The organism is Paenibacillus sp. FW507-14B1B, from assembly GCF_058781425.1.
Map to the genome: position 1 here is coordinate 393198 of NZ_JBYSWS010000003.1, position 26373 is coordinate 419570.

Annotated in this window: 23 protein-coding genes; 1 reads left to right on the forward strand and 22 read right to left on the reverse strand. The window is 43.7% G+C overall.

Annotated elements, in window-relative coordinates; translation table 11 throughout:
• Positions 1-27 precede the first annotated feature (27 nt).
• The 22 genes from AC3WJJ_RS17490 to AC3WJJ_RS17595 all read right to left on the reverse strand — a co-directional run bounded on the left by AC3WJJ_RS17490 (position 28) and on the right by AC3WJJ_RS17595 (position 25173).
• Entirely contained in the window at positions 28-864 is an 837-nt protein-coding gene (locus AC3WJJ_RS17490; RefSeq protein WP_422659412.1) for a carbohydrate ABC transporter permease, read from the reverse strand.
• A complete protein-coding gene (locus AC3WJJ_RS17495; RefSeq protein WP_492542651.1) occupies positions 864-1772 on the reverse strand; it encodes a carbohydrate ABC transporter permease in 909 nt (302 codons plus the stop codon). Before AC3WJJ_RS17495 ends, AC3WJJ_RS17490 begins: the two co-directional genes overlap by 1 nt.
• Positions 1773-1778: 6 nt before the next feature.
• The gene (locus AC3WJJ_RS17500) at positions 1779-3095 is read right to left on the reverse strand and encodes an ABC transporter substrate-binding protein (RefSeq protein WP_492542653.1); all 1317 of its coding nucleotides are present in this window, start codon (positions 3093-3095) and stop codon (positions 1779-1781) included.
• 305 nt (positions 3096-3400) lie between these two features.
• Positions 3401-4240, reverse strand: coding sequence for an AraC family transcriptional regulator (locus AC3WJJ_RS17505; RefSeq protein ID WP_422659409.1), 840 nt, complete (start codon positions 4238-4240; stop codon positions 3401-3403).
• Between the two features lie 127 nt (positions 4241-4367).
• Positions 4368-6077, reverse strand: a complete 1710-nt coding sequence (locus AC3WJJ_RS17510) for a sensor histidine kinase (protein ID WP_492542655.1) — start codon at positions 6075-6077, stop codon at positions 4368-4370.
• A complete protein-coding gene (locus tag AC3WJJ_RS17515; RefSeq protein WP_492542657.1) occupies positions 6074-6847 on the reverse strand; it encodes a response regulator transcription factor in 774 nt (257 codons plus the stop codon). Before AC3WJJ_RS17515 ends, AC3WJJ_RS17510 begins: the two co-directional genes overlap by 4 nt.
• 119 nt (positions 6848-6966) lie before the next feature.
• On the reverse strand, positions 6967-9054 hold the full coding sequence (locus AC3WJJ_RS17520) for an alpha-N-acetylglucosaminidase (RefSeq protein ID WP_492542659.1): 2088 nt from the start codon (positions 9052-9054) through the stop codon (positions 6967-6969).
• Positions 9055-9104: 50 nt separating this feature from the next.
• Positions 9105-9944: a carbohydrate ABC transporter permease gene (locus AC3WJJ_RS17525; RefSeq protein ID WP_492542661.1), complete on the reverse strand. Its 840-nt coding sequence runs from the start codon at positions 9942-9944 to the stop codon at positions 9105-9107.
• The gene (locus tag AC3WJJ_RS17530; protein ID WP_492542663.1) at positions 9941-10828 is read right to left on the reverse strand and encodes a carbohydrate ABC transporter permease; all 888 of its coding nucleotides are present in this window, start codon (positions 10826-10828) and stop codon (positions 9941-9943) included. Before AC3WJJ_RS17530 ends, AC3WJJ_RS17525 begins: the two co-directional genes overlap by 4 nt.
• Before the next feature lie 99 nt (positions 10829-10927).
• Positions 10928-12217, reverse strand: a complete 1290-nt coding sequence (locus tag AC3WJJ_RS17535; protein ID WP_492542665.1) for an ABC transporter substrate-binding protein — start codon at positions 12215-12217, stop codon at positions 10928-10930.
• Positions 12218-12455: 238 nt separating this feature from the next.
• Positions 12456-13346 carry a carbohydrate ABC transporter permease gene (locus AC3WJJ_RS17540; RefSeq protein ID WP_492542667.1) on the reverse strand — a complete coding sequence of 297 codons (891 nt, stop codon included), beginning with the start codon at positions 13344-13346 and terminating at the stop codon, positions 12456-12458.
• Between the two features lie 21 nt (positions 13347-13367).
• Complete coding sequence (locus AC3WJJ_RS17545; protein ID WP_492543089.1) at positions 13368-14258, reverse strand: ABC transporter permease; 891 nt, start codon at positions 14256-14258, stop codon at positions 13368-13370.
• A gap of 72 nt (positions 14259-14330) precedes the next feature.
• The gene (locus AC3WJJ_RS17550) at positions 14331-15968 is read right to left on the reverse strand and encodes a type 2 periplasmic-binding domain-containing protein (RefSeq protein WP_492542669.1); all 1638 of its coding nucleotides are present in this window, start codon (positions 15966-15968) and stop codon (positions 14331-14333) included.
• A 289-nt stretch (positions 15969-16257) separates the two neighbouring features.
• Complete coding sequence (locus AC3WJJ_RS17555; RefSeq protein WP_492542671.1) at positions 16258-17289, reverse strand: response regulator transcription factor; 1032 nt, start codon at positions 17287-17289, stop codon at positions 16258-16260.
• Positions 17264-19042, reverse strand: a complete 1779-nt coding sequence (locus tag AC3WJJ_RS17560) for a sensor histidine kinase (RefSeq protein WP_492542673.1) — start codon at positions 19040-19042, stop codon at positions 17264-17266. The genes AC3WJJ_RS17555 and AC3WJJ_RS17560 overlap by 26 nt, the downstream gene beginning before the upstream one ends.
• A gap of 209 nt (positions 19043-19251) precedes the next feature.
• Positions 19252-20667, reverse strand: coding sequence for a C4-dicarboxylate transporter DcuC (gene dcuC, locus AC3WJJ_RS17565; protein WP_492542675.1), 1416 nt, complete (start codon positions 20665-20667; stop codon positions 19252-19254).
• Between the two features lie 29 nt (positions 20668-20696).
• Positions 20697-21617 carry a ribonucleoside hydrolase RihC gene (gene rihC, locus AC3WJJ_RS17570; protein ID WP_492542677.1) on the reverse strand — a complete coding sequence of 307 codons (921 nt, stop codon included), beginning with the start codon at positions 21615-21617 and terminating at the stop codon, positions 20697-20699.
• 14 nt (positions 21618-21631) lie between these two features.
• Positions 21632-22060, reverse strand: a complete 429-nt coding sequence (locus AC3WJJ_RS17575) for a GNAT family N-acetyltransferase (protein ID WP_492542678.1) — start codon at positions 22058-22060, stop codon at positions 21632-21634.
• Positions 22061-22099: 39 nt separating this feature from the next.
• Positions 22100-22267, reverse strand: coding sequence for a hypothetical protein (locus AC3WJJ_RS17580; RefSeq protein ID WP_492542680.1), 168 nt, complete (start codon positions 22265-22267; stop codon positions 22100-22102).
• Positions 22268-22508: 241 nt separating this feature from the next.
• On the reverse strand, positions 22509-23849 hold the full coding sequence (locus AC3WJJ_RS17585; RefSeq protein WP_492542682.1) for a sialidase family protein: 1341 nt from the start codon (positions 23847-23849) through the stop codon (positions 22509-22511).
• Positions 23850-24055: 206 nt separating this feature from the next.
• The gene (locus tag AC3WJJ_RS17590) at positions 24056-24316 is read right to left on the reverse strand and encodes a hypothetical protein (protein ID WP_492542684.1); all 261 of its coding nucleotides are present in this window, start codon (positions 24314-24316) and stop codon (positions 24056-24058) included.
• An 89-nt stretch (positions 24317-24405) separates the two neighbouring features.
• Complete coding sequence (locus AC3WJJ_RS17595; RefSeq protein ID WP_492542686.1) at positions 24406-25173, reverse strand: DeoR/GlpR family DNA-binding transcription regulator; 768 nt, start codon at positions 25171-25173, stop codon at positions 24406-24408.
• 229 nt (positions 25174-25402) lie between these two features.
• Between AC3WJJ_RS17595 and AC3WJJ_RS17600 the strand changes: the two genes are divergently transcribed.
• A complete protein-coding gene (locus AC3WJJ_RS17600; RefSeq protein ID WP_492542688.1) occupies positions 25403-26371 on the forward strand; it encodes a metallophosphoesterase family protein in 969 nt (322 codons plus the stop codon).
• The last annotated feature ends 2 nt before the right edge of the window (positions 26372-26373 follow it).

Consider the following 26373-nt stretch of genomic DNA (forward strand, 5'->3'; position numbering starts at 1 on the left):
TATTTATCTTGTACTCTTGCTAGATACCTATTTCACAGATCCGTCTGCTAAGCCGCCTGCAATTTTCTTCTGAATGAGCATGAAGAATACGATCGAAGGCAAAATGACAATAACAGAAGCAGCCATCATCTCTCCCCAATCGAGGATTTCAGAGCCATTTAACGAGTACAACGCAACCGATATTGGCATCTTGCCAGAACTACTGATTAATAGAAGCGCGAACAGGAATTCATTCCATGCATTGATGAACGTGTAAATGGCTGTTGCTACGACACCAGGTGACACCACAGGTAGGACAACTTGAATGAACACTCTCATCTTTCCTGCACCGTCTACCTTGGCAGCTTCTTCAATCTCTAACGGAACCGTCTGGAAGAAACCGATCAGCATCCAGACCGCATACGGAATCGAGAAGGACAAATACGTAATGATCAGTCCGAGAAATGTGTTCACCAGACCTAGTTTCATAATGATGATGGAATAAGGTACCGCAAGTAGAATCGGTGGAAACATATACGTGGTGATTAACATCTTGGTCATCTTTTTTCCCGCCTTAGGGAAGAACCGAACAATCCCGTAAGCAGCTAAGGCTGAAATAACAATGGATATAAGTGTTGTCGCGAACGATATGATGATACTGTTCTTAATGTTGGTCGTGAAATTGAGGTTGTTCAGTACCCGGTCGTAGTACTCAAATGTAAAGACTTGGGGAAAGAACGATAACGGATGACTAGCCATTTCTCCAGCAGATTTGAAAGAGGATAAGATGATCCACAATAAAGGAAATACAGCCACAAGCGATGCTAGAGAGAGAAACACATACAGCATTGCTATACCTATTTTGCTACGGCCCACGTTCGTCATTAGTGATCCTCCCTCTCCCATTTATTCAGCAGCTTAAAGTAAAAGAAACACAGTGTCAGTAGGAACAACAGCAGAATGATGGTGATCGCAGAAGATACCCCCAGTTGCTTCATGCCCCAACCTGCCCGATAAGCAAAGATCGGCAAGGTCGTGGTCAGATCCGATGGTCCTCCGCCTGTAATCAAGTACAGCAGATCAAAGTTATTGAATACCCAGATCGTTCGAAGCACGAGCAGCAGCCCGATGACTCCCCGGATATGACGCACCGTAATGGACCAGAAGGACTGCCAAGCGGTTGCTCCATCCATCACAGCAGCTTCATATTGATCGGAAGGAATCGTCTTGAGCGCTGATAATATGTTGACCATAAATAAGGGAGCTCCGAACCAAATATTGATGAACACAACAGCCCCGAATACAAATCCCGGATCCGCGAAGAAGTTCACGTTATAATCTGTAATGCCCATGCTTGTTAACAGATTCGGAATGAAACCGTATACATCATTGAATATCCATTTCCATGAGAATGCTATAACGATTGCCGGGAATGCCCATGGGATAATGAGCAGGGTTCGAAACAAACCGGAATACTTCGGAATTTTGTTAAGGGCAAGAGCAGTCGCAAACCCTGCAAGTAATTGCCCTGCAATAGAGAAGACCGTCCATTTTATCGAGTTAAGAAATGCAGTATAGAAATCCGGATTCGTCAGCACGAATTGGAAGTTCTTCAGCCATACCCAGTCATAGGTTGCTTTGATCAAGTGCTTGGAGGTAAAACTGTAGTAGATGCTAGATAGGATCGGATAGATCAGTAGTAGGAAGACGACCAATGCTGCTGGGATAACAAACAATAAGCCGGTTGTGTTCATGTTCTTGAATTTAGCACTCATCGCTTTCACCTGTCTCACCCCGCTTTACGATTTCGATATTTCAATCAAACCGTTCAATTCTCTTTCTGCTTTCTCCGCAGCTTCCTGTACGGATTCATTCTTCAAAATAATATTCTGGAACATTTTTTCGATTACGTTCTGAGTTGTGACAATTACGGATGGAAGCGTAGGTTCATATTCCATTCCGATTGCCGTCCCTCTGTTCACAGCATTGCTAATGATATCAACGCTACTACGAAACTTTTGAATCGTTGGTTCATTAAGGAAGGCCGGATCTTCAGCAATGTCCTTCATCGCAGGTAACATTCCTGCTGGAACCGAGTGCAAGAAATCGATGTAATTATCTTTTTCGTATAAACTTTCAACAAAAGCTTTCGCAATATCAGGGTGCTTGCTATTCTTCCATACGATCATTGGAATATTCGAAGTTTCAATGCCCACCTCTGGATCATCGGCATGGATCTTGGGCATAGGTGCTGCTTCGATGTAGTCAATCAAGTCTGGTGAATTGGTCTTCACCCCGCCAATATGAAAGCCGCTATTGAAATCAAAAGCGGTCTTGCCCTGATAGAATAACGTGGATTGATCTAAGGTCTTAAAGTTTAACGACCCATTAGGTGATGTGGATTTGTACATATTCACCCAGTAGTTAATCCCGTCAATAGCCGCCTTACTCGTCAAGTTCGCCTTCCCGTCCTCTGTGATGAGGGTTTCTCCAGCTGAACGGACATAGAAGTTAAGGAAGCGGGTTGCTAGCATGTCTCCCATACCCAAAGGAACGGACAAACCGTACACGTTCGGTGGATCATTCAGCTTAACCGCAGCCTCGAAGAGCTCATCCCATGTCTTAGGAACTTCCAGATTCGCCTTCTCAAGCAGGTCCTTTCGGTACCACATCACTTGTGCGTGTGAATAAATCGGAATGGAATAGTTCTTTCCATTCAGGCTGCCTTCTTTCAGCGGAGCCTCATAAAATCTATCTCTTCCGATATGGTCAATCACATCATCAATTGGAATAATGGCATCGGCATCGAGCAGCTCCACCACGTGATTCGGTAAAGCCGTGCTGACATCCGGCACCTGACCAGATTGAAGACCTGTGGTCCACTTCGTATAAAATTCAGACCAGGCGAATGTTTCAATCGTGATCTTTACACCGGGATGCTCTTTCATAAAAGCATCAGCCGCATTCTTCATAAACTCATTCCTGGCTCCCTGTGTGAAAGAATGCCACAACACAATTTCACCTTGTAAATCTCCATTCGCGCTTGGTGGCGGCAAAGCTTCAGGCTCTTTACTACAGGCAGCTGTGAATAACATCAAGAATGCAATGAATATCAAGGTTCGTGTTCTCCTCATGTATCCTGACCTACCTCTCTTCTGAATAGAATAAATCAAACATGTAATCAGAAAGTGCTACCCACAAACCCAACTTGCTTAGAAGGACTTCAGAAGAAAATACGCGAAATTCCCCTTCTTCAATTACCTAACAGAAACTCCTATCTGTATAAGAGTATCCGCTTTCAAAATATGATTGATCAATCTCTACATTACTAACAATAGCTAATATTCCATGATACTTAAACATAGTAAACCAATCATAAGTAGCACAAATCGATCACATGTTTTTCAAACAGCTCTCGTCCTTAATCCCTTGCCAACTGACGATAGGAATGTGGTGTTGCCCCATAATGTTTCTTGAATACCCTTGAAAAGTAGTTAGGATCTTCGATGCCGACCATATAGGCGATGTCTGATATACGTTCGTCAGTCTCCAATATTTTTCGGGCTGCTACGGTCATCTTGAGCTCGATTAGAAACTCACTGGGGGATTTGCCTGTATGCTGTTTGAACAATCTGCGAAGCGTTGCTGAGCTCATGTTAGCCATCTTGCTCATTTCTTCAATGCTGATGCTCTTGTCAAAGTGATGAATCATATAATCGACAACGATCTGAGCCCGGTTGCCATTGTTGCTGCTGTCCTGCTTGATCGGTTTCGGCTTGTCAGATCGGTTAAATGCTGTATCAGAGGAATTGATCACATAGCCCAGGATGATCTCCAAATAACCTCTCAGCAATAGAAACTTCCCCCGCTTTGAGGAATCCTTCTCTTGAATAATACTGTCAAAAAATCGCTTGATGAGTGGGTCCGTACATTTGATTTTGGTATCATAGCCCATAATACTGGACCAGAAATCACTATCACTTAGCGAAAATGCCGCTGAGAAGCGGATGCTAATAAACGTGAAGTCATCGGTCAAAGCCTCGCATTCGAGCCTGCATCCCTCGGGAATATAAATAATATCATCGGCCTCAAGCTGATAGAGGGTGTCGTCGATCGTAAACGACGCTTTTCCCTTCTCAATGTACCGAATCATGGAATACGGTATGGATGACTCGTAATAGCTCCAGCCCTTGGGAAATGCATATTTTTCAGAATAGATATAATTCAAACGAAGTGTCTGCAATAGTACATTATCAGCCAAAAGTTTCTTCCTCCTCTAAAGTTAGATCCACTAGCACATTTCTCCCACGAATCATGAACATATTTCCTGAAGCTGTCAATAGTCGACAAAAAAAGAGCAGCCAATAAGGCCTGCTCTGCTCTTAAATTCAACGACGCAAAGGCAACTTTACCGTAACTTTCGTTCCAACGCCAAGCTCACTTTCGATGCTTATTCCATATTCTTCACCATAGTAGAGCTGAATCCGCTCATGGACATTGCGAAGACCATAGCCTCCGACCTGAGTTTGAGCCCAGCCATTCATCTGCTCCTCATCCATTCCCTTTCCATTATCCTGAATGAGAATATGAACCAGCTCTGACGCTTCATCGCATTCCACCCGAATGAGAAGACGCCCTACACCTTCCTCTTCACGCTCATCTAACCCATGTACAATGGCATTCTCTACGATAGGCTGTAGTATAAAATTGATCGTCTCATAGTACTCCGCCTGTTCAGGGATGTCATAGATAACCTCAAATTCCTCTTCATGCATCAAGAGCTGAATATCGATATACGCCTGAATATTCTGGATTTCATCCCTCATCCGTGTAAGATGGTTACCTTTATTCAGACTCGTTCGGTAGAAGCGAGATAGCCCATTCGCGACCCGGCTAATATCCTTCGCACCTAACTGAATCGCCCTCCAATTAATGATAGAAAGAGTATTATACAAAAAATGAGGATTGATCTGAGCCTGAAGCGCTTTCATTTCAGCTTCTTTTTCCTGGAGTCTTGCCTGATATACCTCCTGGATCAATTCGCGTGTCTTCTTGACCATCTGAGCAAAACTTCGGGTCAGACCACCAATCTCATCCTTCGCATCCGATAGAATCGGGATATCGAAATCCCCCTTCTCAACCAGCTCAATCTTCTGACGAAGCTTTAATATCGGCCTTACCAGTGTACGAGAGAATAGCCAGATCATGAACATGAGGAGAATGAGACATAAGATAATAATTGTTCCGGTTGCCTCTAGAATGCTCTTTGTGTTCACCGCAATTCCCGCGGTCGGCACATAATAATAGAACGTCCAGCCAGAATGGGGAAGAATACTCTTCGTCAGCAAGTAGTCTTTTCCCTGCATACGGAAGGCTCCGCCTGGCTCATTCGTGATTTGGTGAATATCCGCCTGGCTGAGTGCGTTAGCCTCTTGCCCGGCATACACAATTCCTCCATCCGGTTTGCCAATGAGGATTCCGTATCGCCCCTGGTAAACTTGATCCAGATTCTCGAATAGAAGTTCATCATCAATCCGTACATACAATGCACCCGCAAAAGTGACATTATCACTTTTTTGGATATTGTGAACCGCATAAAGTACATCATTATCGTAGTGCCACTGCGTGTTTCGACTCGACTTTGCCTGTTTATACCACTCATTGTCCTGAACGTCATGGCTAGGATAAATGAAATTCCCAATCTGATTATTCCTATAATCGGAGTAAAAGATCACCTCACGCAGCTCCTGGTTAATGTTCATGTAGTACCATAAGGTAGGCTCGATATTCTCATTAAGTTCCTTCGTATAGGACAGTAAATCAGGCAATTCGTTGCCTGCTATCTTCTTAACGATCGGATTGAAGGCCATGAAATCCATGAAATCGCCGATCTTTATCATTTTTTGATCAAGGCTTAGAGCCGCTTGGTTGACGGTATAATTCATGCCCTCAAGTAGCTGATTTTTGAGATATCCCTTCGCACTTATATAAGAATAAATCCCTAATGTAAGAATCGGTATGATGATCATAATGGCATAGCTGAGAATCAGCTTGCGCCTGAGACCACTGTCTCTAAAAAATCGAAATAGACGATTCATCTCGGGAGCCCTGCTCTCTCGCGGTATTGCGAAGGTGTCAATCCATAGAAGCTCTTGAAGGTCATACCAAAGTATGACGGGTCCGAGAAGCCGACCATTCGGTAAACTTCTACGATTTTATAGTTACTCTGATCAAGAAATTCTTTAGCCTTTTCCATTCGATACTTGTTAATATATTTAACCAGACTGATCCCCGTTTCTTTCTTAAACATATGACTCATATAACTCGGTGTAAGATGAACTCGCCCTGCTAAATACTCTAGACTCAGATCATTTCCATACTCTATTTCGATAATCTGTAGCACTTCAGCAACAGCTCGACCCTTGGATGTTAGTTCACTGTCTAGCCTTCTTGATACCGCGTTCGATGGCAATTCATATGCCTGCTGCTTACTACGTGCATCCAACTGATGGATCGCAAAGGTTAATACGGTCTTAAATTCCTCTTCTTCAATGGGCTTTAGCAGATAGTTAATGACCTGCAGTGAAATCGCCGCCTTGGCATATTCAAACTCACCGTGACCACTCATAATAATAACGCTAAGATCCGGTAAGAACGTTCTGGATTCTCTCACTAATTCAAGACCATCCATGAAGGGCATCTTAATATCTGTAATTAAAAGATCACTTGGCTGCTCCTTCAACATTTCCAGTGCCTGTCTGCCGTTCTTGGCTTCCCTAATTTCCAGAGGAAACTGACAACGCCCAATTAGAAATTTGATACCTTCTCGCTCAATATGATCATCGTCAGCAATAATAAGTCGGTACATGGTGTGAAATCCCTCCTTATCCCATTCTACCAAGCCTCTCCGATATTGAACACAAGAAGCCGCTCACAATTCTTCGAATTGAGAACGGCCTATACGAACTATGGAAGTAACAGATCTAACTAGAAATAGGTTGTAAGGATGTGATCCACATACTCCCGAATTGAGCCTTGTGGCTCCAGTGGATATGGTGCCCCCTCCTCACAAGTCCATCGGTGTTCCCAGCTATACCAGTCTGGTTCAACCAACGCTGTACCTGTGATCATAGAATGGCGCATTGCCTTGATAAACATATCCCACCGCGAGGCATAAAAGCTGCTCAGTAGACCTGACCACTCACGATGAGAATAATCTCTTAACAAAACGGCCGAGGATTTAGGTCCCCACACTGTAATCAGAGTACGGGCATTGTACTCGAAGAGATTCTTCTCCTCTTCAGTTCTCCCTTTCTTCCTCGCAGCTTCCAGCCAAGGACCTAGCATAAATTCTTGCCTTGTTGAGAGTAAGTGGTCTTGATCCTCCAGCAGCTTCATGAATCGATTCGTCTGGAGGTCGAAGGCTGCCATATCATTGGCACGGTAGGCTTCAATCAGTTCTTTATGAATCTCTCGGGACAGATCCGCTACTGCTTGACGTGTCACATCAACCAAATCATACAGATAACCTTTCGAAGCACTGCACTCCTCATAGGCCTCGAAAAGACGCTTGGCGGCATCTCTAACCATGGTCGTATCATAATTTATACCTTTAGGTCCCCAAGTAGATACATTCGCAATCTCCAGCGCTGGACGTGCACATAATAGAGATTCCGATGTCCCTTGCTGAACGCGGCTGATATCATATACACTTTGCTGAAGCAGACTCCATGCCTCCCGTGCACTTGCAGGCGCCTCTCCATATCTGCGAATCATATACTCTTTCAGCCATTCGTCAAGATCTGGCTCTTTCTCTCTCCATACCATATCGGTTAATAAATCGTACATGACTGGATTGGTACCGATGCCTTCCATCGCAAGGCCAATTCCAGACATGCTGCCAGCAGAAGGATGATTCCATGCCGCTAGCGGCTCATGAGCCAATGTCTTCAGATTGCCGTACAATCCGTTCTTCCCGCCATAATTCTGGATCATATTCCAGACCCAAGGATGACCTTGGAAGGCATCTGTCTCTTTCCATGCTGGCTTCGATTCACACCACAAGTCAAGAATTAACGCATGATCCTTGCTGATGGCACCAAGAAGCTCGGGCTTCGGATTTCCTTCCCAAGCCTGAAGAACCCAGACCGCATGCGGATCATGTGCTAACAGAGCCTGCTCTACATCCCGAGCGTATTGTGCCATATCCACAACATCTGCACGTCCGCCTTCATGGAACGGATCTATGCTGTAATGGTGGACATCCGCGCCGTATAACTGCTGCAACTCCTCATAATAGATCGTTGCTGCTTGTGTATACATCGGATCATCTGGCAGAAGCAAGAATGGTCTATCGAATTCGCACCATTGTCCCTGATCTACTGGAGCCGACTCCGGATACTTGCTGCCAAAGTCACGCGGAACCATACCACTAAAGCCTTGTACGACAGGCATGATTCCGAGCTCACTCATCCGCTCTATGATTTTTCGAGCAAGCTCAGCCTGCTCCTCATACCACCAATGCGGCAATGGGCCGCCCCATGAGGTCAGATTCTGCATCCACTGCCAAGCGAAGAATGCAGGTCCACACAAATACTCAGACACCTCTTCTTGCGTGTAACCAAGCCGAAGCAGTGTTCGTCTCCATACGTCCTCTTGGCCCGTTACTGTCAGCATCAGATTGATGCCATTCAGTGACATAAAGTCCAGCTCCCGCTCCCAGCGGTCCCAATCCCAGAAAGGCATCGAATAGGAATACGTGCAGTAATTGAGATTATAGCGAAGACGATAAGGTGACTTCTGACGAATAGGATTCTCCAACACCGGAAGCTCTGCCGGCAATTCAAGACGGTCTCCACACCAAGAGAGGTGCACATGGCATTCATGCTTCAAATACCAGTAGAATCCCGACGCTAGAGCACTATTCGAAGTCCCACGAATCACTATATAGGCGTCTATACTGAGCAATTCAAAAATATCGTATTCGTCCTCGGACTCCATCAGCTCAAGCTTAAAGAAAGCAGCGGATGACCCGATCGTCCGGACTAGTAATTGTTGTATAGCTGATATACTCAAGCTTTCCCTCTCCCTTGTGACTCATCTCTATGTCGAAATAATTCCAAACATTATCCTTTAAGTGCACCTGCAGCTACACCCTTAATCATATATTTCTGCATGAACAGGTAGAAGATCAGAAGAGGTGATACACCGAGCAATAGCATCGGGAACATACTCGTCCAGTCCACGGAGAATTGTCCGATATTACGGAACACTTCTAGCAAGATTACATTATTCTCACGAGATTGCAGGAACAACAGTGGATTCATGAAATCGTTCCATACATTCAAGGTCGTTACAATGGCAACCGTTGCAATGACCGGCGTTAGTAGTGGAAATGCTACCTTCCAAAAAGTTCCCCAGACCGAACATCCATCGATAAATGCTGCCTCTTCCAGCTCAAGCGGTACGGAAGAGTGAATAAAGCTATGGAACAGAAAGATTGCGATGACACAGCCACTACCGATATTCACCGCAATGACTGCCATCAAATTATCCATAATGCCCAGCGCCATGATCAGCTTATATAGACTGACCAGACCCATCTGGAATGGAACCATCATTCCCGCCAAAAACACATAGAATAGGACACGATGCAGCTTATGATTCCGACGAGCCAGCCCGTAAGCGGCCATCGATGAGAATACAATTATACAAACCACAGAAGAAACTGTGACAATAAGCGTATTTAGTAGTACTTTTGGGAATTGCATTGCTTCCCATGCGGCAACGTAATTGACAATATCCCAATTTGTCGGCAGAGACATTGGATTCAGTGTCGCTTCATCCGGTGTCTTAAAAGTTGTAACTACGAGATAATAGACAGGGATGAGGAATACCGCAGCCAAAAGTATCATGAGCAGCTCGAGTCCCAGATTAGCGCGTTTACGTAGAACTCTCTTGATCATTGTACATTCCTCCCCCATTTACCTAATGCTTTCATCATCAGTAGCGTGATAATCATAACAACGACGAAGAATACGACACCCGAAGCGGCGCCCTCATTATAGGCCCCTTCAGTAAATGAAGTCTTAATATAAGCGGTCATGATGGTTTGCGTTGCATTACCAGGACCACCATCGGTCAAAGCCATGATAATATCAAATACTTTAAGTCCACCAATCATTGCGGTTACTGCTACGACGTTAACGGATGGTTGCAATAACGGAAGTGTAACGCCCCAGAATTTTCTCCACGGTGTAGCACCATCAATTTCGGCAGCTTCATACAAGTCTTTAGAAATACTCTGAAGATTAGCCAGAAAGATAACCATAGCCCAGCCCGTCCACTGCCACAGCTGTGTAACAACAACCGAGTAAAGCGCAATATCGGCATCTCCTAAAAAGTTAATCTTGCCTAAGCCGAGTGCAGTTAGCGCTCTATTGATTAGTCCGAAGTCCGATGTAGACATCAAATAGTTCCACAAGAACCCGATAACAAGCGGACTAAATACCGCTGGAAGGAAAAATGCAGATCTCAGCAAGTTGCGTGTCTTCAGCTTGCGATCAAGCAGCACCGCCAAAATAATACCAAAGGCTGTCTGGAAGACCGTCATCAATATCGCATAGAGCAGAGAGTTTTTAAATCCAGCCATCAACAGATCGTTATCAAATACTTTAGTAAAGTTAACAAAACCTATAAAATTAAGGTCAGTCATCTTGGCTACAGAATAATCCGTAACACTGTAATAGAACATCGTTAAGAACGGATAGACGCAAAACAACAAATAAAATATGAGCGCAGGAACGATGAGTACTGAATATTGAAGTTCCCTTCCAAATCTTTTTCGCAAAATCCTCAGCCCCTCTGAATCTAAATGGCTGAGGCTGCTTTATCTATGAAAGCAGCCCCTTGCTTATTCAGGATCAACCTTTAGTTGACATCGTTATGGTTACTTGTTTACAAGACTATTCGTTTTCTTGTCAGTCGCTTGAAGTGCTTTGCTTACATCACTCTGACCGCCGAGCAGCTCTTGCAAATGCTTGCCGTAATCTTCGATGATCGACTGTGCATTATCTCCCCAATTGTTCCATGGAGCATAGACATTACCTGCCTTGAACGTCTCCTTCACGCTTTCATACTCCGCAGGCATTTCGAACTCTACTCCTTTTAAGTAGCTGCTTCCGCCCTTGTTATCGTTCCAGAACGCTTCTTGTCCTTCTGGCGTGGAGATCAACTTCAATACTTCCATTACCGCTTCTTTTTGCTCCGAATTACTGTTTACTGCAAAGCCAACGCCCGGTCCACCAATCAACCAGCCTTCACCGGGTGCGGAACCATGGAATGGGAACATATCAATTTGGATGTTTGGATTCTTTGCCTTGATCGTCTCAAGCGCCCAAGGACCGGATTGCCACATCGCTGCCTTACCGGTAGCGAACTCGTTAAGTGCCTGGTCATAGTCAACACCAAGCATATCGCTGTTAATGTAACCTTTTTTAATCAACTCAGACCACTTCTCGACGCTCGCATTCCAGTTGCCATCCAAGGTAATTTCACCTTTACCGTACTTCACGTCAAAGTCCTTATTCTCATCTTTCGACAAGAAGTCATTCATAACCAGACCCATGGAGGATTTCATCATAGGCTCCCATGATTTTCCTCCCAATGCCTGAGGCTTCACGCCATTCTTAGCCAGCTCCTCATGAAGCTGAAGTTCCTCGTCAAACGTTGTTGGTGGCTTCAAGCCGTATTGTGCAAAAATTTCTTTGTTATAAAAAATACCTTCGAACCAGCTGATCCCTGGAATTGCATACAATTTCCCGTCTGTTGAGTACACATTCTTACCTGCATCATTGTATAGATCAGACAGAGAAGAGAGGTCTTCCAAATAGTTCAGCTTGGCATACTTGGTGCTCGTTGCTGGTGCTACAGAGATAATGTCAGGACCAGAGCCTGCTGCAAGCTGAGTTGCGATAATATTGTCATACTGCTTGTTATCGATAAATTGATAATCCAGCTCTACGTTTGGCAGCTTTTCCTTGATCAAATCAAGTAACGTTTTCATGCTGTCTTCCTTATTCCAATACGCCATCCGGATTTTTACTTTTTGCTCTTTTTTCGGGGAATCTGTACCTGCATCTGCACTACCATTATCCTGTGAATTTCCGCAACCGCTTACAAGAAGCGTAAGTGCAGTAAGTGCGCTAATGGACAACTTCAACATCGACTTTTTCTTCACTTCTGACCCCTCCTGCTTATGAGTAATTTTTAATGCCATCCTCTATTTCTGACCTAATTATAGGCCACACGGATCAGAGTCTAAATCTAAGATTTCTTGGATATGTACAATAATTTATGGATTACCTAGAAATGAGACCAATACAGGAAGTACACGCAAAAAAAGAGCAGCCAATAAAGGCTGCTCTTACATTACGTATATATTCATCTTTACTCTGATCCATATGTTCTTGACACCACTACTCTTTAACAGATCCTAAGGTTAATCCATTAACAAAGTATTTTTGCAGCAGTGGGTAGATTATTAATATCGGGATCATGCTGACAAGTATTTTAGCTGAGTTGACGGTCTGGTTTGAAAGCTTCGCAAGTCTCTCAATCTCATCAACGGTCATGTTCGCACTTGAATTATTAAACTGAACGACAATCTGATTCAAATACGTCTGCAAAGGCTGATTCGATGGATCGTTCATCAGAATAAGACCATCAAAGAAAGAGTTCCAATGGAACACAATGCTAAACAGCGTAACCGTCGCCAGAGCGGGTAAGGACAGTGGGACATATATCGTCAGTAGTGTGCGCCAAGGTCCAGCACCGTCAATGGTGACCGCATCATCCAGCTCTTTCGGGATCCCCCGGAAGAAGTTCATCAAGATAATCACGTTAAAGGCGGGGACTGCACCTGGAAGTATTAATGCCCATATGGAATCGAGCAAGCCCAAATCACGGATCGTCATATACCAAGGAATCAACCCACCGCTAAACAACATTGTAAATACGACAAACCACATATAAACATTCCGAGAACGGAATACATGTACTTCACGTGAGAGCGGATAGGCCATCAAAACAGTCATGACGAACTGAATGATCCCTCCAAGGAGTACTCTTTTCACAGAAACCCAGAATGCTGTAAAGAATGCTCTATCCTCAATCACAGCTCGATAAGCAGCTAAGTTTACACCTTTGGGCCATAAAATGACGGACCCTGCGGCAACAGCTGATTTGTCACTAAATGAAATGGCAAGGATATGTAACAGCGGAAACAAACTGAGGCCAGCGATGCCGCATAGAATAACTAGAATAGCTCCGTCTACGAGCCGATTGAGCCTTCCTTTTCCATAAACCATAGATGTGATCCTCCTGTCCCGCTAAAAAATTCGGTAATTCGCAAACTTTGCAGCCAACTGATATGAAATGTAAATCAAAATCAGACTCACGATGGATTTCAGTGTACCTACGGCTGTAGCTAGTTCATATTGAGATTCAATAAGGCCCATTCGGTACACATACGTATCAATAATGTCGCCAGACTCGTACACGAGCGTGTTATACAGGTTGAATACCTGTTCAAATCCCGCATTCAATACATTCTGAAGACTAAGTGTCGCAATTAGAATGATGGTTGCCGAAATGGCAGGCAGAGTTACAAAGCGTAATTTCTGCCACCTTGTTGCTCCATCGATTTCTGCAGCTTCATACATGACCGGATTAATACCGGTTAACGCAGCCAAAAACACTATGGCGGAGAAGCCAAACTCCTTCCATACATCGGTTCCTACGATGACAAATGGAAACCAGTCGTTACTTCCGAGAAAGAAGATAGGCTCGACGCCAATATACTCTAACCCCTGATTGATAATTCCATCGAGTGACAGCATCTGTCCTACGATTCCACCAATCAGTACCCATGAGATAAAGTGAGGCAAATACACAATAGTCTGTATAGCACGCTTAAAGAATCGAACTCTGAGCTCATTTAATAGCAAAGCAAAGGTCAGAGAAGCAATTAATCCAGCGATAATTTTCATAACGGCAATAAATATGGTGTTTAGAAACACTTGCTTACTATCTGGAATCTCGAGCATATACTTGAAATTCTCTAGTCCTACCCATTCGGAACCCCAGAACCCTTTAGCTGGGCTGAAATCCTGAAATGCAATAACGATACCAAACATCGGATAAATACTAAAAATCAGCAGAAGTAATATCCCAGGGAAGAGCATCAGATGGTAATGCATAGATGTTCGTTTTTTCATGATCAATGGGTTCCTCCTTCTAAGCCATCAGATGCCAAGAACCTGACCCAGGCTCTTGGCTACTGATTACGGGATTTATTTCAACTGCTCGCGAACTTCTTCGGTAATTTGACTTCCACCTTGTTTATTCCACTCCGCTACGAATTCATCAAAGTAATCGAGTGGCTTATTACCTAATACGATTTGCATAAATGCTGTTTCTTCAAGCTTCGTCAGGTTCACCCATTTACGTTCCATTGTTTTGGTCTTGCTGTAGAACTCACTGTATACACGCTCGATATTCTTCTCAGCTACGAGTGGCTCTACGCCTTTGACACGGGAGAATGGTTCACCGAATTTATCTGCGTTTTGTTTCAGCCAATCTTCGCCTTTCTTCCATTGTTCTGCTACCTTTGTTGCGTCTTCGATCAAGTATTTAGGCCCATCGTAAGTTGCTTCATCGATAGTTTCGCCAGCTACAATCTTCATGACGAGTTCATGCAGTTTCAGTACTTCGTCTGCACGCCACAACTGGATATCGATTGGAAGTGCATTGTCGTGTACTTGCGGATCAAGATCTTTGTATGGATCGATTGATTTATCTTCATATTGCATTTTTATTTGCCAGTTAATGATTTTCACAGCTGCTTCTGGATAAGCGAAGCCTTTCTTCACAACCAAAATGTTACCGATCGGTCTTTCTTGTTTCGCATAATAAGGACCCTCTTCAGATGCCTTTACCGTATAAGCGCGCCACACCGCGTTCGGATCATTCTTAACCGAGTCAGACAGCGGGGACCAACCTGCCCACCATGAGCCAAAGAAAATACCAGCCTTATTACTTACAACCAACTGCGATGCTTGATCATATTTCATGGCTCCGAATTCTTTATGAATGAGACCTTCCGCATACATATCACGAAGGATACCGAGCGCTTCTTTCGTTTCTGGTGTAGTGGAGCCGTATACAATTTCTCCACTCTGATTTTTTATCCAGTACCCAGGGAACGATTGATTCTGATTGAAAATTCCATCAAACGCAAACATATCCGCTTTGAAGAAGGTGCTTTGTCCAGGAAGACCGATCGTATCCTTTTGACCATTGCCGTCCGGGTCCTGTTCGATAAATGCTTGTGTTACTTTCTTCAATTGTTCCATATTCGTTGGAGCTTCTAGCTTAAGCTTGTCGAGCCAGTCTTGACGTACCCAGACAACCGGAGAGTTATTATCAATGGTTCCCATGGATGGTATACCATAGATCTTGTCCTCTACCTTCATGGTTTCGAGTGCTTTACCACCATCCGAGGTATACATTTCCTTTAGTCCTTCGGAAGCGTAAGCATCCATTACACCCGTCAAATCCTCGATCATATCATTCTTAACGAGCTCTAAATACTCATCAAACCCTACAAGAAAAACATCTGGAAGGTCGTTACTAGCAATAGCTAGTTTTAACTTTTGAGTGTACGGATCTCCTCTTTTTACAGTCCACACAAAGTTTAAATCTGCCTGCAGCTTCTCTTCTATCATACGTGTCCATGCGTTATCATTAATCGTGTCGCCTGAAGGCAGATTTAGGTTGATGTCCCCCTCACTTTTCGACAGGTTTATGGTTACTTTCTCAGGAAGAGGCCCAAACGGATCTGCGTTCTCAACCTTTGCAGGCGTTCCCTCTACCTTCCCCTTCTCGCTATCTTTCGTTCCAGACGAACACGCTGTAGTCAAAAGTAACATAAGAGATAAAAGCAATATTGTCCCCTTTTTCTTCATCTCTGAAACCCCTTTCATATTTGCGATTAAGCGATGTCTAATTCATCTCTGAGCAAAGTATACCACCGCTATCTCTTTGCACGGGAAAGTCGAATGTCCTCACTATCGGTGAAATTTGTGCTCAGATTTTGCCGACTTAAGATATGCTCAAGACAATTAACACACCATTAATAGATTATTTTCCCCCGTAACCACTGCAAAAAAAAAGAAGCAACCGGCTGAGTGCCTGCGCTTCATTCACACGTTCGATCCATCATCTCATGCTAGAGCGATATTGACTTGGCAAAAAGCCTGTCCGTTCCCGGAATAGCTTGCTAAAGTACTTCTCGTCTTGAAATCCAACCTCTTCAGCGATCCGGTAAACGGGATAGTTCGTCTCTAATAGAAGGTGTTTAGCACGATTCAAACCAACATTTTGAATGTATGTAGCGAATGAGACGCCTATTATATCTTTAAAGCATTTACTGAAGTAACTACGGCTCATGCTTACGTATACACATAATTCTGCTTGGGACAGCTGCTTTCCATGACTCTGATGGATAAAGTCCACCGCAAGTAATATCTGCTTAATCACTTCCTCAGTATAGTTCGTTCTGATCAACCGGCTAACCACTGCTTTCCGAGTTTCCTTTAACCACTGCAGAATGGGCTCCCTGTCTATTTCCTCACTTATCGATTCCTGTTCAAGAATATCCGCATAAACCGGAAGACAATCTGTCCAGTATGCAGAGGCTTCTTGAAGTATAGAAGCACGGACTTCCCCTTTATGCTGATTCATTGAAGTTACCATCTGAATGAACAAGTCGTCATCCATAAACCATTTCACCTGAAGCCATAACTCCTTCAAACTTTCGTATGAATGGGCGGGCTCAACTTGCTTTACAACTCCATCCTGCTGTACGCCAACCTCAGCTAAATGTGAAATGATTCGCTCCAAGGCTTGCTCCATAACGTCTAGCTCCAGCTGTGTCTTCACTAAGTAATCTATAGCCCCAGAGCGAAGTGCTTTCTGTGCATACTCAAATTCCTGATGACAGGTCAGTATGACGGTTGAAACATCCGGATATTCTGTACGGATTACATTTAGAAGATCAAGACCATTCATCCCAGGCATTGAAATATCAATAAACATTAAATCAAATGATTCCTTCGCGAGCAGTGCGAGTGCCTCCTCGGCATTTCTGGCCTCACCTGCCACCTCAATTGCGAACTTGTCCCATGGCATCGTCATTTTTAATCCGACACGAACTAAATGTTCATCATCTACGATCATTGCTCTTATCATCAAATGACACTCCTTCAATGTGAAGCGGTAATATTAGCGACACAACCGTCCCCTTGCCTTGTTCGCTCTGCATATCAAAGTGGGCTTGTTCCTTATAATAAACTTCAATTAACTTAATCACGTATTTCAGCCCAATCCCGAGCCCAGCTTTATGTTCCTTATTCCCTTTTTCACTTAACAATTGCTGCAATTGCTCTTGATCCATGCCAGTCCCATTATCCGACACACGCATTTCGAACTGGTTCTCATTCAATTGACGGATCACAACGGATATTTCCCCTTTATCATCAGGGAGTCCATGGTACAAGGCATTCTCAACTAAAGGCTGTAAAATAAAACGGGGAATAGCAACGTCCATTAAAGCCGGATCAACATCCACTTTTACTTGAAATACATAATTATATCGGATGTTCTGCAGTTCAATATAATTGGACAGCGCCTCTACTTCCTGGCTAACTCGAACAATGATGTTCTGCTTTCCCAAGTTGTAATGCAGCACACGCGTAAAGATCGAGACCAAGCGATCAATCTGCGGTTGACGGTGGATGCGTGCCAGCCACTGGACCGTATTTAGCGTATTATGAAGAAAGTGCGGATTAATTTGAACTAATAATTTTTCAATCTCCATTTCACCTCTACGCTTTTCCTCATATTTGATCTCCCCAATCAACTCTATAAGTCTATTCCTCATATCATAGAATCGCTCTAACAGAATATCGAATTCATCCAAACCCGTCTGAACCGTTGGAGAATCAACGGGTTGTTGTCCGGTGAACAAACGAACTTCCTTCGTAATGATCTGAAGTGGGCGATACACCATACGCCAGATGACCATAGCAAAGATCAAGCCAAGGCCAAGTGATAATGCTGATATATAGATGTATTGCCTTAGCCATTTGTTGGTTTCCGATTCATACTCGAGCTTAGAAACAGCCATCACGAGGGTCCATCCATTTCGGTTAGAAGATTCATAGATTTGATAATTCTCACTTAAGTTATTCGCAGCTGACAACCGCTGACCTAGAGAGACAAGCTTAGGATCATTACTGTACGCTACCTCTCCGCTCGGATTCACAAGAAAATAAAGCGCCTTCATTCCAAGCTGACTAGGAGGTAATATTTCCTTAAAGTTATCTGCCCTAGTCTCAACATATACATATGTGTTCGGAAAGTCGTCGCTTACCTCACGCATAATCGAGAAGACAAGCCGGTCTTCGGCTCCCTTGGCTACCGATGGATGTGGACCATAATAAGCAATACGATTTGCCTGATAGAACAATGGCAGTGTTTCAAGATTTATATGCTCCGTTATTGGCATATTCTCAAACCGATATGCTGTCTCTTCTTCAGGAAAATAATATAACATTTGTCCCAGACTTGGATTCGACAGATTAATGAGATTCATGGATTTATTAATGGCTTTAAAAAGCACAGCTCGGTCATACGGCGTTTCTGCTTGAAGGAACTCAATGACATCTTGTCCAGTACTACTATCAAATGTAAGCATCTGAGAGGCATCACTGAGGTTATTCAGAATACGTTCAATGGATTCTCTTCCAGACGTAACACTGCTCGCTAAATCTTCATCAATCTTCGTAGTTTGGACCGAAGACATCCACTGAAAAGATATAAATCCAATCAATACGACGGGAATCAAGACACTAATCACGAGAAGAATACTAAGTCTACCACGTAAGGTCTTAGGCCAAAGGCGCTTTGGAGCTATCTTGAAATCACCTATCCTCAACATCATCTGTCCTCTCCCTTTACCCCTGTCTGAACTTATTCTTTCACTTGGCCCAAACTCTATTTCATTATTATAGCGACCTCCATTGAATAGCTCCATTAAAAAAAATAAGAACAGCCACTGGACGTATCTTCGTCAATGGCTGTTCTTAAACAAAATTTAGTTGTTTGTGTATACGTAATTTAATACCTTATTGTCACGGTAAGATGATGCTCTTACAGGAATATGATCATGGAAAGGACGAACATAAAGACCACACCAACAATCATCGGTACCGATGTCCGCTTCACAATCTCAATTGGACTCTTCTTCACCGATCCAGCAACGATCAGTACAACTGCAGCTACTGGAGAAACGGCTCTTAACAGGTTACCAGACAGACCCATTGGAATTGTAACAGCAATTGGATTAATGGCAGCTGCTTCAGCAAGTGGCACCATAAGCGGTACCATGGAGTAGAAGAGTGCCGTTCCGCTTCCGCTTAGAATAACGATCAGAGCGGTTAGTCCAACGAGAATGAGCGGAAGGATAAATCCAAGGTTGGAGCCTTGAATTCCAACCATTGCTGATTCGAGCGCCTCAATAATCCCGATGGATTTAAGACCTGTAACGAATACGGATGCCGCAACGAGAAGAACAACGATAGGTACTGCGCCACCCATTCCTTTGAAGAAATGCTCTGTACCATCAAGTACAGCCTTCGGCGTTCTTTTTCTAATCAATTCACAGATAATCGCAATAGCGAAGGATAACAAGGTAACAACTTCAACACTCACATTGATCGTGAGATTAGATACGGATTGAAGAATAAAGATAACGATCAGGAACAGGATCGGAAGTACAGGAAGCAAAGCATATACAGCTGTGAACAGTTTACCACCAGATACTAACTGTACGTCTTTCAGTTCCACTTCCGCATGGTCCGTATCAATACCCATCTTCTTATCCATACGTTTCTGCCAGAAGTAATGTGTAGCCGCGATGACGATTAGCGTAGGAATGGATACCAGCGCATGATAACGGAACACATAATCTGTTACTGTCATATTCGCGAACATAGCATGCTGTGCCAACTCTGTTGCTACAGCCACGTTGTCCCCACCCATTGGCGTAGGTACAATCGTTGCAGATGTTGCGATGATCGCTGCTGCAGACAAAGTAGACATGCCCGCTTTTTTCAATACTGGGAATAGCGTCGCTAGCAAGATGATCGCTAAGTTCGATGCACTTGGAATGACCAGGGACAATAAGTTACCGAGCAAGAAAACAACGGGTACTAAAACATAAACCGATTTAATTTTCCCTAGTGGTTTGGTTAGTACATTAACCGTTACATCATTCGCATTAATATAGGACATATAAGCTGTATATCCACCAAGCACGAGAATGATAAAGCCGGCTGAAGTCAGGGATGACTTGAACTGGTCGGTGATCGCGAGCAGTGGATCTAACCATACGGCTCCTGTTGACTCAAAGTCTTTTGCACTAATTCCATTTCCCATCATAATTGCGATAAACATCAATGCAATCCCGATAAAGAATAGCGTTATTTTGATATCCATCTGCTTGATTAGCATATATACAATGATACAAATCGCCAATATCGCAGATCCATACATAATTAAATCCATCGTCGTAAGCACTCCTTAGGTGTCGGTAGTTAGTTGCATTTGCTCAGGCTATCGAGCAACCATTCGCGAAACATCTGCTGATCGATATCCAGGCATACTTTGGCATTGTTCGGCTTTTTCAAATATCCTTTCAAGTCCACAATGGTTGCTCCCGCTGTCATGCTACCGTTCAGCTCCACACCAACGTAGGTATCAACCGTCTCGAACATATCAGGCTTCAATAGGTAGGCAATCGCACAGCTATCATACATCTTTAGACCTGTCTTCATGCTGCCACCACGGTACCGTTTAAAGAGGCTGTGAAGCATAAATCCAACATCGTTCATTTTCTCGAGCTTCGCGCTATCTTCTGGCAGTACAAGGGCTTTCAGACCAACATCTAGTCCTGCCATCACAATTGGAACTCCACTATCAAATACAATTTGAGCTGCTTCAGGGTCAACATGAATGTTGAATTCGGACATCACGCCTTTGTTACCACGAGTGATCGATCCACCCATAAGAACAATTTCCTCGATGTTCTCTTTCACTTCAGGATACACCTTCAACAGTAGTGCTATATTCGTCAAAGGACCAATTGGAACAAGCGTTACTTTTTCTTTACTTTCTTTAATCACTCTATACATGGCATTGACCGCATTCTCTTCAAGAAGTAGGTCATTTGTAGGTTCTTCAAAATCAAAGCCTTCCATTCCACTAACACCGTGCACATCGCTTGCATCTTCTGTTTCACGAATCAATGGAGCTGCTGCTCCCATGGCAACCGGAACTTCCTTCTTGAAATATTTAAGAAGTCTCAAAGCATTGTAAGTCACTTTATCAAGTCCAACGTTCCCAACGACTGTTGTAATGAGTTTTACATCTAACTCTTCACTATATAGGGCAATCGCCAAGGCTACTGCATCATCAATTCCTGGATCTGTGTCAATAATAATTGGTCTTTTCAACATGTTCATTCATCCCCCTATGAATTATCAATATTGCGATTTACAAACTTGACCATCCCATGACCGTACTTTTCGGTTGGACGCTCTATAAATCCAAATTTTTTATAAAAACCTTCTTTATTCGGTGTAGACATTAAACCTACATAGGCATTGTTGCAGGCCTTTCCCTCAATGTACTCCATCAAAGCTTTCATGATCGCAGTACCAATCGATTTATTCTGGTAGCTCGGATCAACCACGACATCCTTAATGAAAAACACAATTCGATCGTCGCCTACAATTCGACCAATACCTACAGGTACGTCATCATCATATATAACAACGGAGAAGAGTGTTTTTTCTAATGCTTGAGTGACATCTTGAATAGAGTAATCTTCAAATTCAACTTTTCGTCGAAGTTCAATATACAATTCGGGAGTCAATGCATCTAATTCTTTCCTTAGCATCTAACAATCGCCTGCCTTTTATGCTCAGCTCATAAAATCTTACAACCTTGTAGTGACGGCATTTTGTGCACCGAATTTTGTTACAACCATACTTGCTGCAAAGTGACATACCATCTGCATCGTTACTTTAACTTGTGATACACAATTAACAGCTTCCGCAATTGTGATAAATGATATGCCTGTATTTGAATGTGTAACCGGTTCCACATTTGTGACAATGGATTCTCTTTTCAGATGAGATAAATATTGTTATCGTTCAATACTTCCTCTCTTTATTTTGTATCTTTGAAACCATGTTTCCGTAACCGGTTACATATACTATAAAAAATCCACTCCATGTCTGTCAAAGGAAAATAATGACATGTGCCTAACTCCTTAAGTTTTATAGACAAAAAAGAATACACCCCCGAATTGTTATTCGAAGGTGTAAACCTTTACGCCAAGCCCTTTACGATTTCAACCATTCTAACGTGAATGTTCCGAATTGAATGTTCATGTTATTCCAGTTGGAGGAATCATATAAGTGTTCATATAGAATACCGATTTCTCCATTACTCAACACCGTCAAGCAAGAATAACTGAAACCGCCTTCTTCGATCTCCTTACTGTAAGGCCACGTTTTCCCGCCATCTTCACTGAGCCTTACCGTTCCTTTAACTCTATAATCCTCGTGATTTGGGTTCGAGAAGAGTACGCGCACCTTACCATCTCCAGTATCCGGGTAGCGAATCACACTAGACTGGCAGATTGGATCTACAAGTGTCATATCAAACGTAATCTCGCCCCACGTTTCTCCACCATCGGTACTGGTTGCAACAGCCGTTCTCTGTAATCCATAATGATTTCTCATGTAATATGTAAGTTCTCCGCTCGGCAGTTCAATAAGCTGGGATTCCGTCAAATAGTGCTTGCCGTCATAGATCGTCTCCGCCGTCAATATCTCACCGTTCCACTGTCTTCCATCATTCGGTGATGCTCCCCGCTGCCACGTTATACCATGGTCATCACTGTAGATACAGCAGCATGACAAATGTCTGCCTTCATTGGAGAAATAGATGGGGAATAACAAGCGCCCAGCCTTCTCACCATTCTTCATCTGAATACCGCGACCTGGTCCAGCTCCAATAAACCGCATCCACTCTTCTTTTACCTTCGGATTCAATTCCTCTGGTTTAGACCACGTTAACCCGTCATCGTTGCTTCGTATGATCTGTAAAAATGATGTCCGAGCCTCGAGCAGACTTTCTTGTGGGTCAATTCCTTTTTTAAAATATATATTTCCTCTGGCTTCACCATCAAGGAATACATAACCTTGCTCATCTACACGATAGGCTGTCGTCTTCCCTTCAGTATCCAGTACCGAACCATCCTCAGCTAGGAAGAACATTTGACCCTCAAGGTCGTATAACTTCCTGCGTCCAGCAGTGTCAAAACCGACGCCAGTATCACTAGCATGAAGTCCGATTCCGCCAGGTGTATGACTGAAAATCATCATTAGCGTTCCCGTTTCTTCATCCTCCAGGATTGCAGTATCGATGGCTGCTGCCCCATCAAGCCCTTCTCCAGCATATTCAACGAGCTTCTGAATCGGTCCCCACGTCTTTCCATTATCTTCACTGCGTCTAATCGACACATCAATCTCATTCGGATTGTCTGTAGAATCCGCAATTCTAGCATCAATGCCCGCGATAACGGTCCCTTTACTCGTTGTAATCATGGATGGAATACGGTAAGCCTTCGATCCTGCATAGTTCGGATAAAAAATAGCCTCTGTTTTAATATTTGCCACTTTAAAGCCCCCTCTGAATACTGTCTTCAGCCATCGATTTCAACCCTATGTTATATCATGGGGTAAGGGCTAACCATGTAAATTCCGATTTCATTCTTGTATATTTGATACTTTTCGACCGCAGAATACGACGATTCTCAACCTTACGTAGGCATAGAAAAGAGACAGATCGAAGAAATATCTCCGATCTGTCTCTTTTCTCGCTTTTACAGACTAATAACGACATGGGGTTTACTATAGTGGCTCACTCCGCCACCACCTACCAGCACCTTGCCACCTTTGCGGAAGATCAGACGTTTGCCCGATCCACCCTCTAGTAATACTTCCACTTTTGCATGATTAGAAGTAGCCGTGTAGATGACATAGCCGGTTTTCGAGATGGATGTTACCCAATTTCTATCAAACTCTGAACGTAACACTCGATTAGAATAAGTCTGACTCACAATCTCGCGATTAGTTCTGCTCAAGTAGCTTCACCCCCAGCTAGCTAAGATAATCTATTATATGAATACTGACTGGGGTGGGATTGTGCTAGAATCTATGATTGATTTATGTCTTATCCCAGGAGAACCTCAACATCCAGCTTGTTCAGTGCCTCAACCCATTCTTCGGCACAGCCTGAATCCGTGACAATCATAGATATCTGTTCAATAGGAGCAATATGGGCAAATGTCGTAACACCGAACTTGGAGTGATCTGCAACGAGAATGGCCTCCTCCGTTCGTTGCATCATTTTTCGTGATAATAACGCTTCATCGACATTATATTCGGTGATCCCCTCAGAGAGTGAGATTCCACCTGCTGAAATAAACGCCTTATTCACTTTGAACTGATCCAGCATTTGATGAGCAATGGCTCCTGTCGCTGCTTGATAGCTCATATTCACTTCGCCGCCAGCAAAAATAATTTTCCCCTGAAAGTCTTCCAATGCGCATGCAAGAATCGGTACAGAATTCGTAATAACCGTGATATCCGCACGGTCCTTTAGGTGACGCATAATTTCCAAGGTTGTTGTTCCATTATCGAGAATGACGGTCTCCCCCTCTTTAACAAGAGAGGCAGCTAATTTGCCTATCGATTGCTTCTCACTTCGATACATTTCAGAACGCTTTATGAAGGTCGGCTCGATCCATTCAGAACGCGTCTGAACCGCACCTCCGTACACCTTGCGTAGTCTTCCTTCTTTCTCAAGTCGGTCCAGGTCACGTCTAATGGTTTCCGTCGAGACGTTAAATATTTCGGCAAGTGCATGAACTTGCACTTTCCCCTCTGTACTTAACTGGGCGAGAATCGTCTGCCTGCGCTCCTCGTAGGTTAAGGACATATCCTGATTCCTCCTATTATGAGTAATTTGTCGATTTTGTGTGTATTGTTGTTGTTTTCATTCAGTGTATAGTTCTGTGTGGTTTCCTGTCAAACTTGTATGCCGTTTTGTAAACGCAGTGTAAAAAATGGATTGACAATCACGTATACAGGGCATACAATCAACGAAAAACCACATGAATTAAACAAAATCAACATTGCAACAAACATGAACCCAAGGGGGAGATTTTTTGAGTCGTCAGTTATCTTTTCGTCAAGATGGAACATTTAAAATCATGCAATTTACCGATCTTCATTATATGGATGGAAGAGACGAGGACTTGCGTACACGGGAACTCATGGAAATAACCATGGACCTCGAACAACCTGATCTCGTTGTTCTGACTGGAGACATCATATATACAGGCGGGGTTGCACCTGGCGATGTCAGATGTCAGAATCCAGAACAGGCTTTCCGCGATGCCGTTGCAGCTGTGGAGGAGAGAGGTATTCCATGGGCTTGTGTATTTGGCAATCACGATAGTGAACCTGGAGGTGGAATCACTCGCCAAGAGCTTGTTCAACTGGCAGCCTCACACCAGCACACTTTCGTTCAAGCTGGACCTGAGGAGATTACAGGGGAAGGAAACTATGTACTTGAACTGGTTGATACCGAAGGAAAAGCAGCAGCTAATCTTTACTTTTTGGACTCTGGAAACTCATCTCCACTTCAGCATGTACCCGGGTATGACTGGATTCGCCGAGATCAGATTAACTGGTTCACTGCGGAATCGGCGCGTTTAAATCCATCAGACCAAGAAGGCAAGACGCCTGCCCTTGCGTTCTTCCACATTCCACTGCCAGAATATCAAGAAGTCTGGGATACTCAGACTTGCTATGGTCATAAGTTTGAACGGATCTGCTGCCCTCCCGTCAACTCCGGATTGTTTACCGCGATGCTTGAGATGGGTGACGTTGTAGGTACATTCTGCGGACACGATCACATTAATGACTTTGAAGGCACGCTGCATGGCATACGCCTATGTTACGGGCGGGCAAGTGGCTATAACACCTATGGTCAGGAAGGGTTCTTGCGGGGAGCGCGCATGATCCAATTGACTGCGGGAGAATCGAATTTTAAGACATGGCTACGGCTTGTTGATGGCTCGGTTATTACGAATCAGCCGACTCATGAACCTAGCACAACGATTAAAGCCTAAGT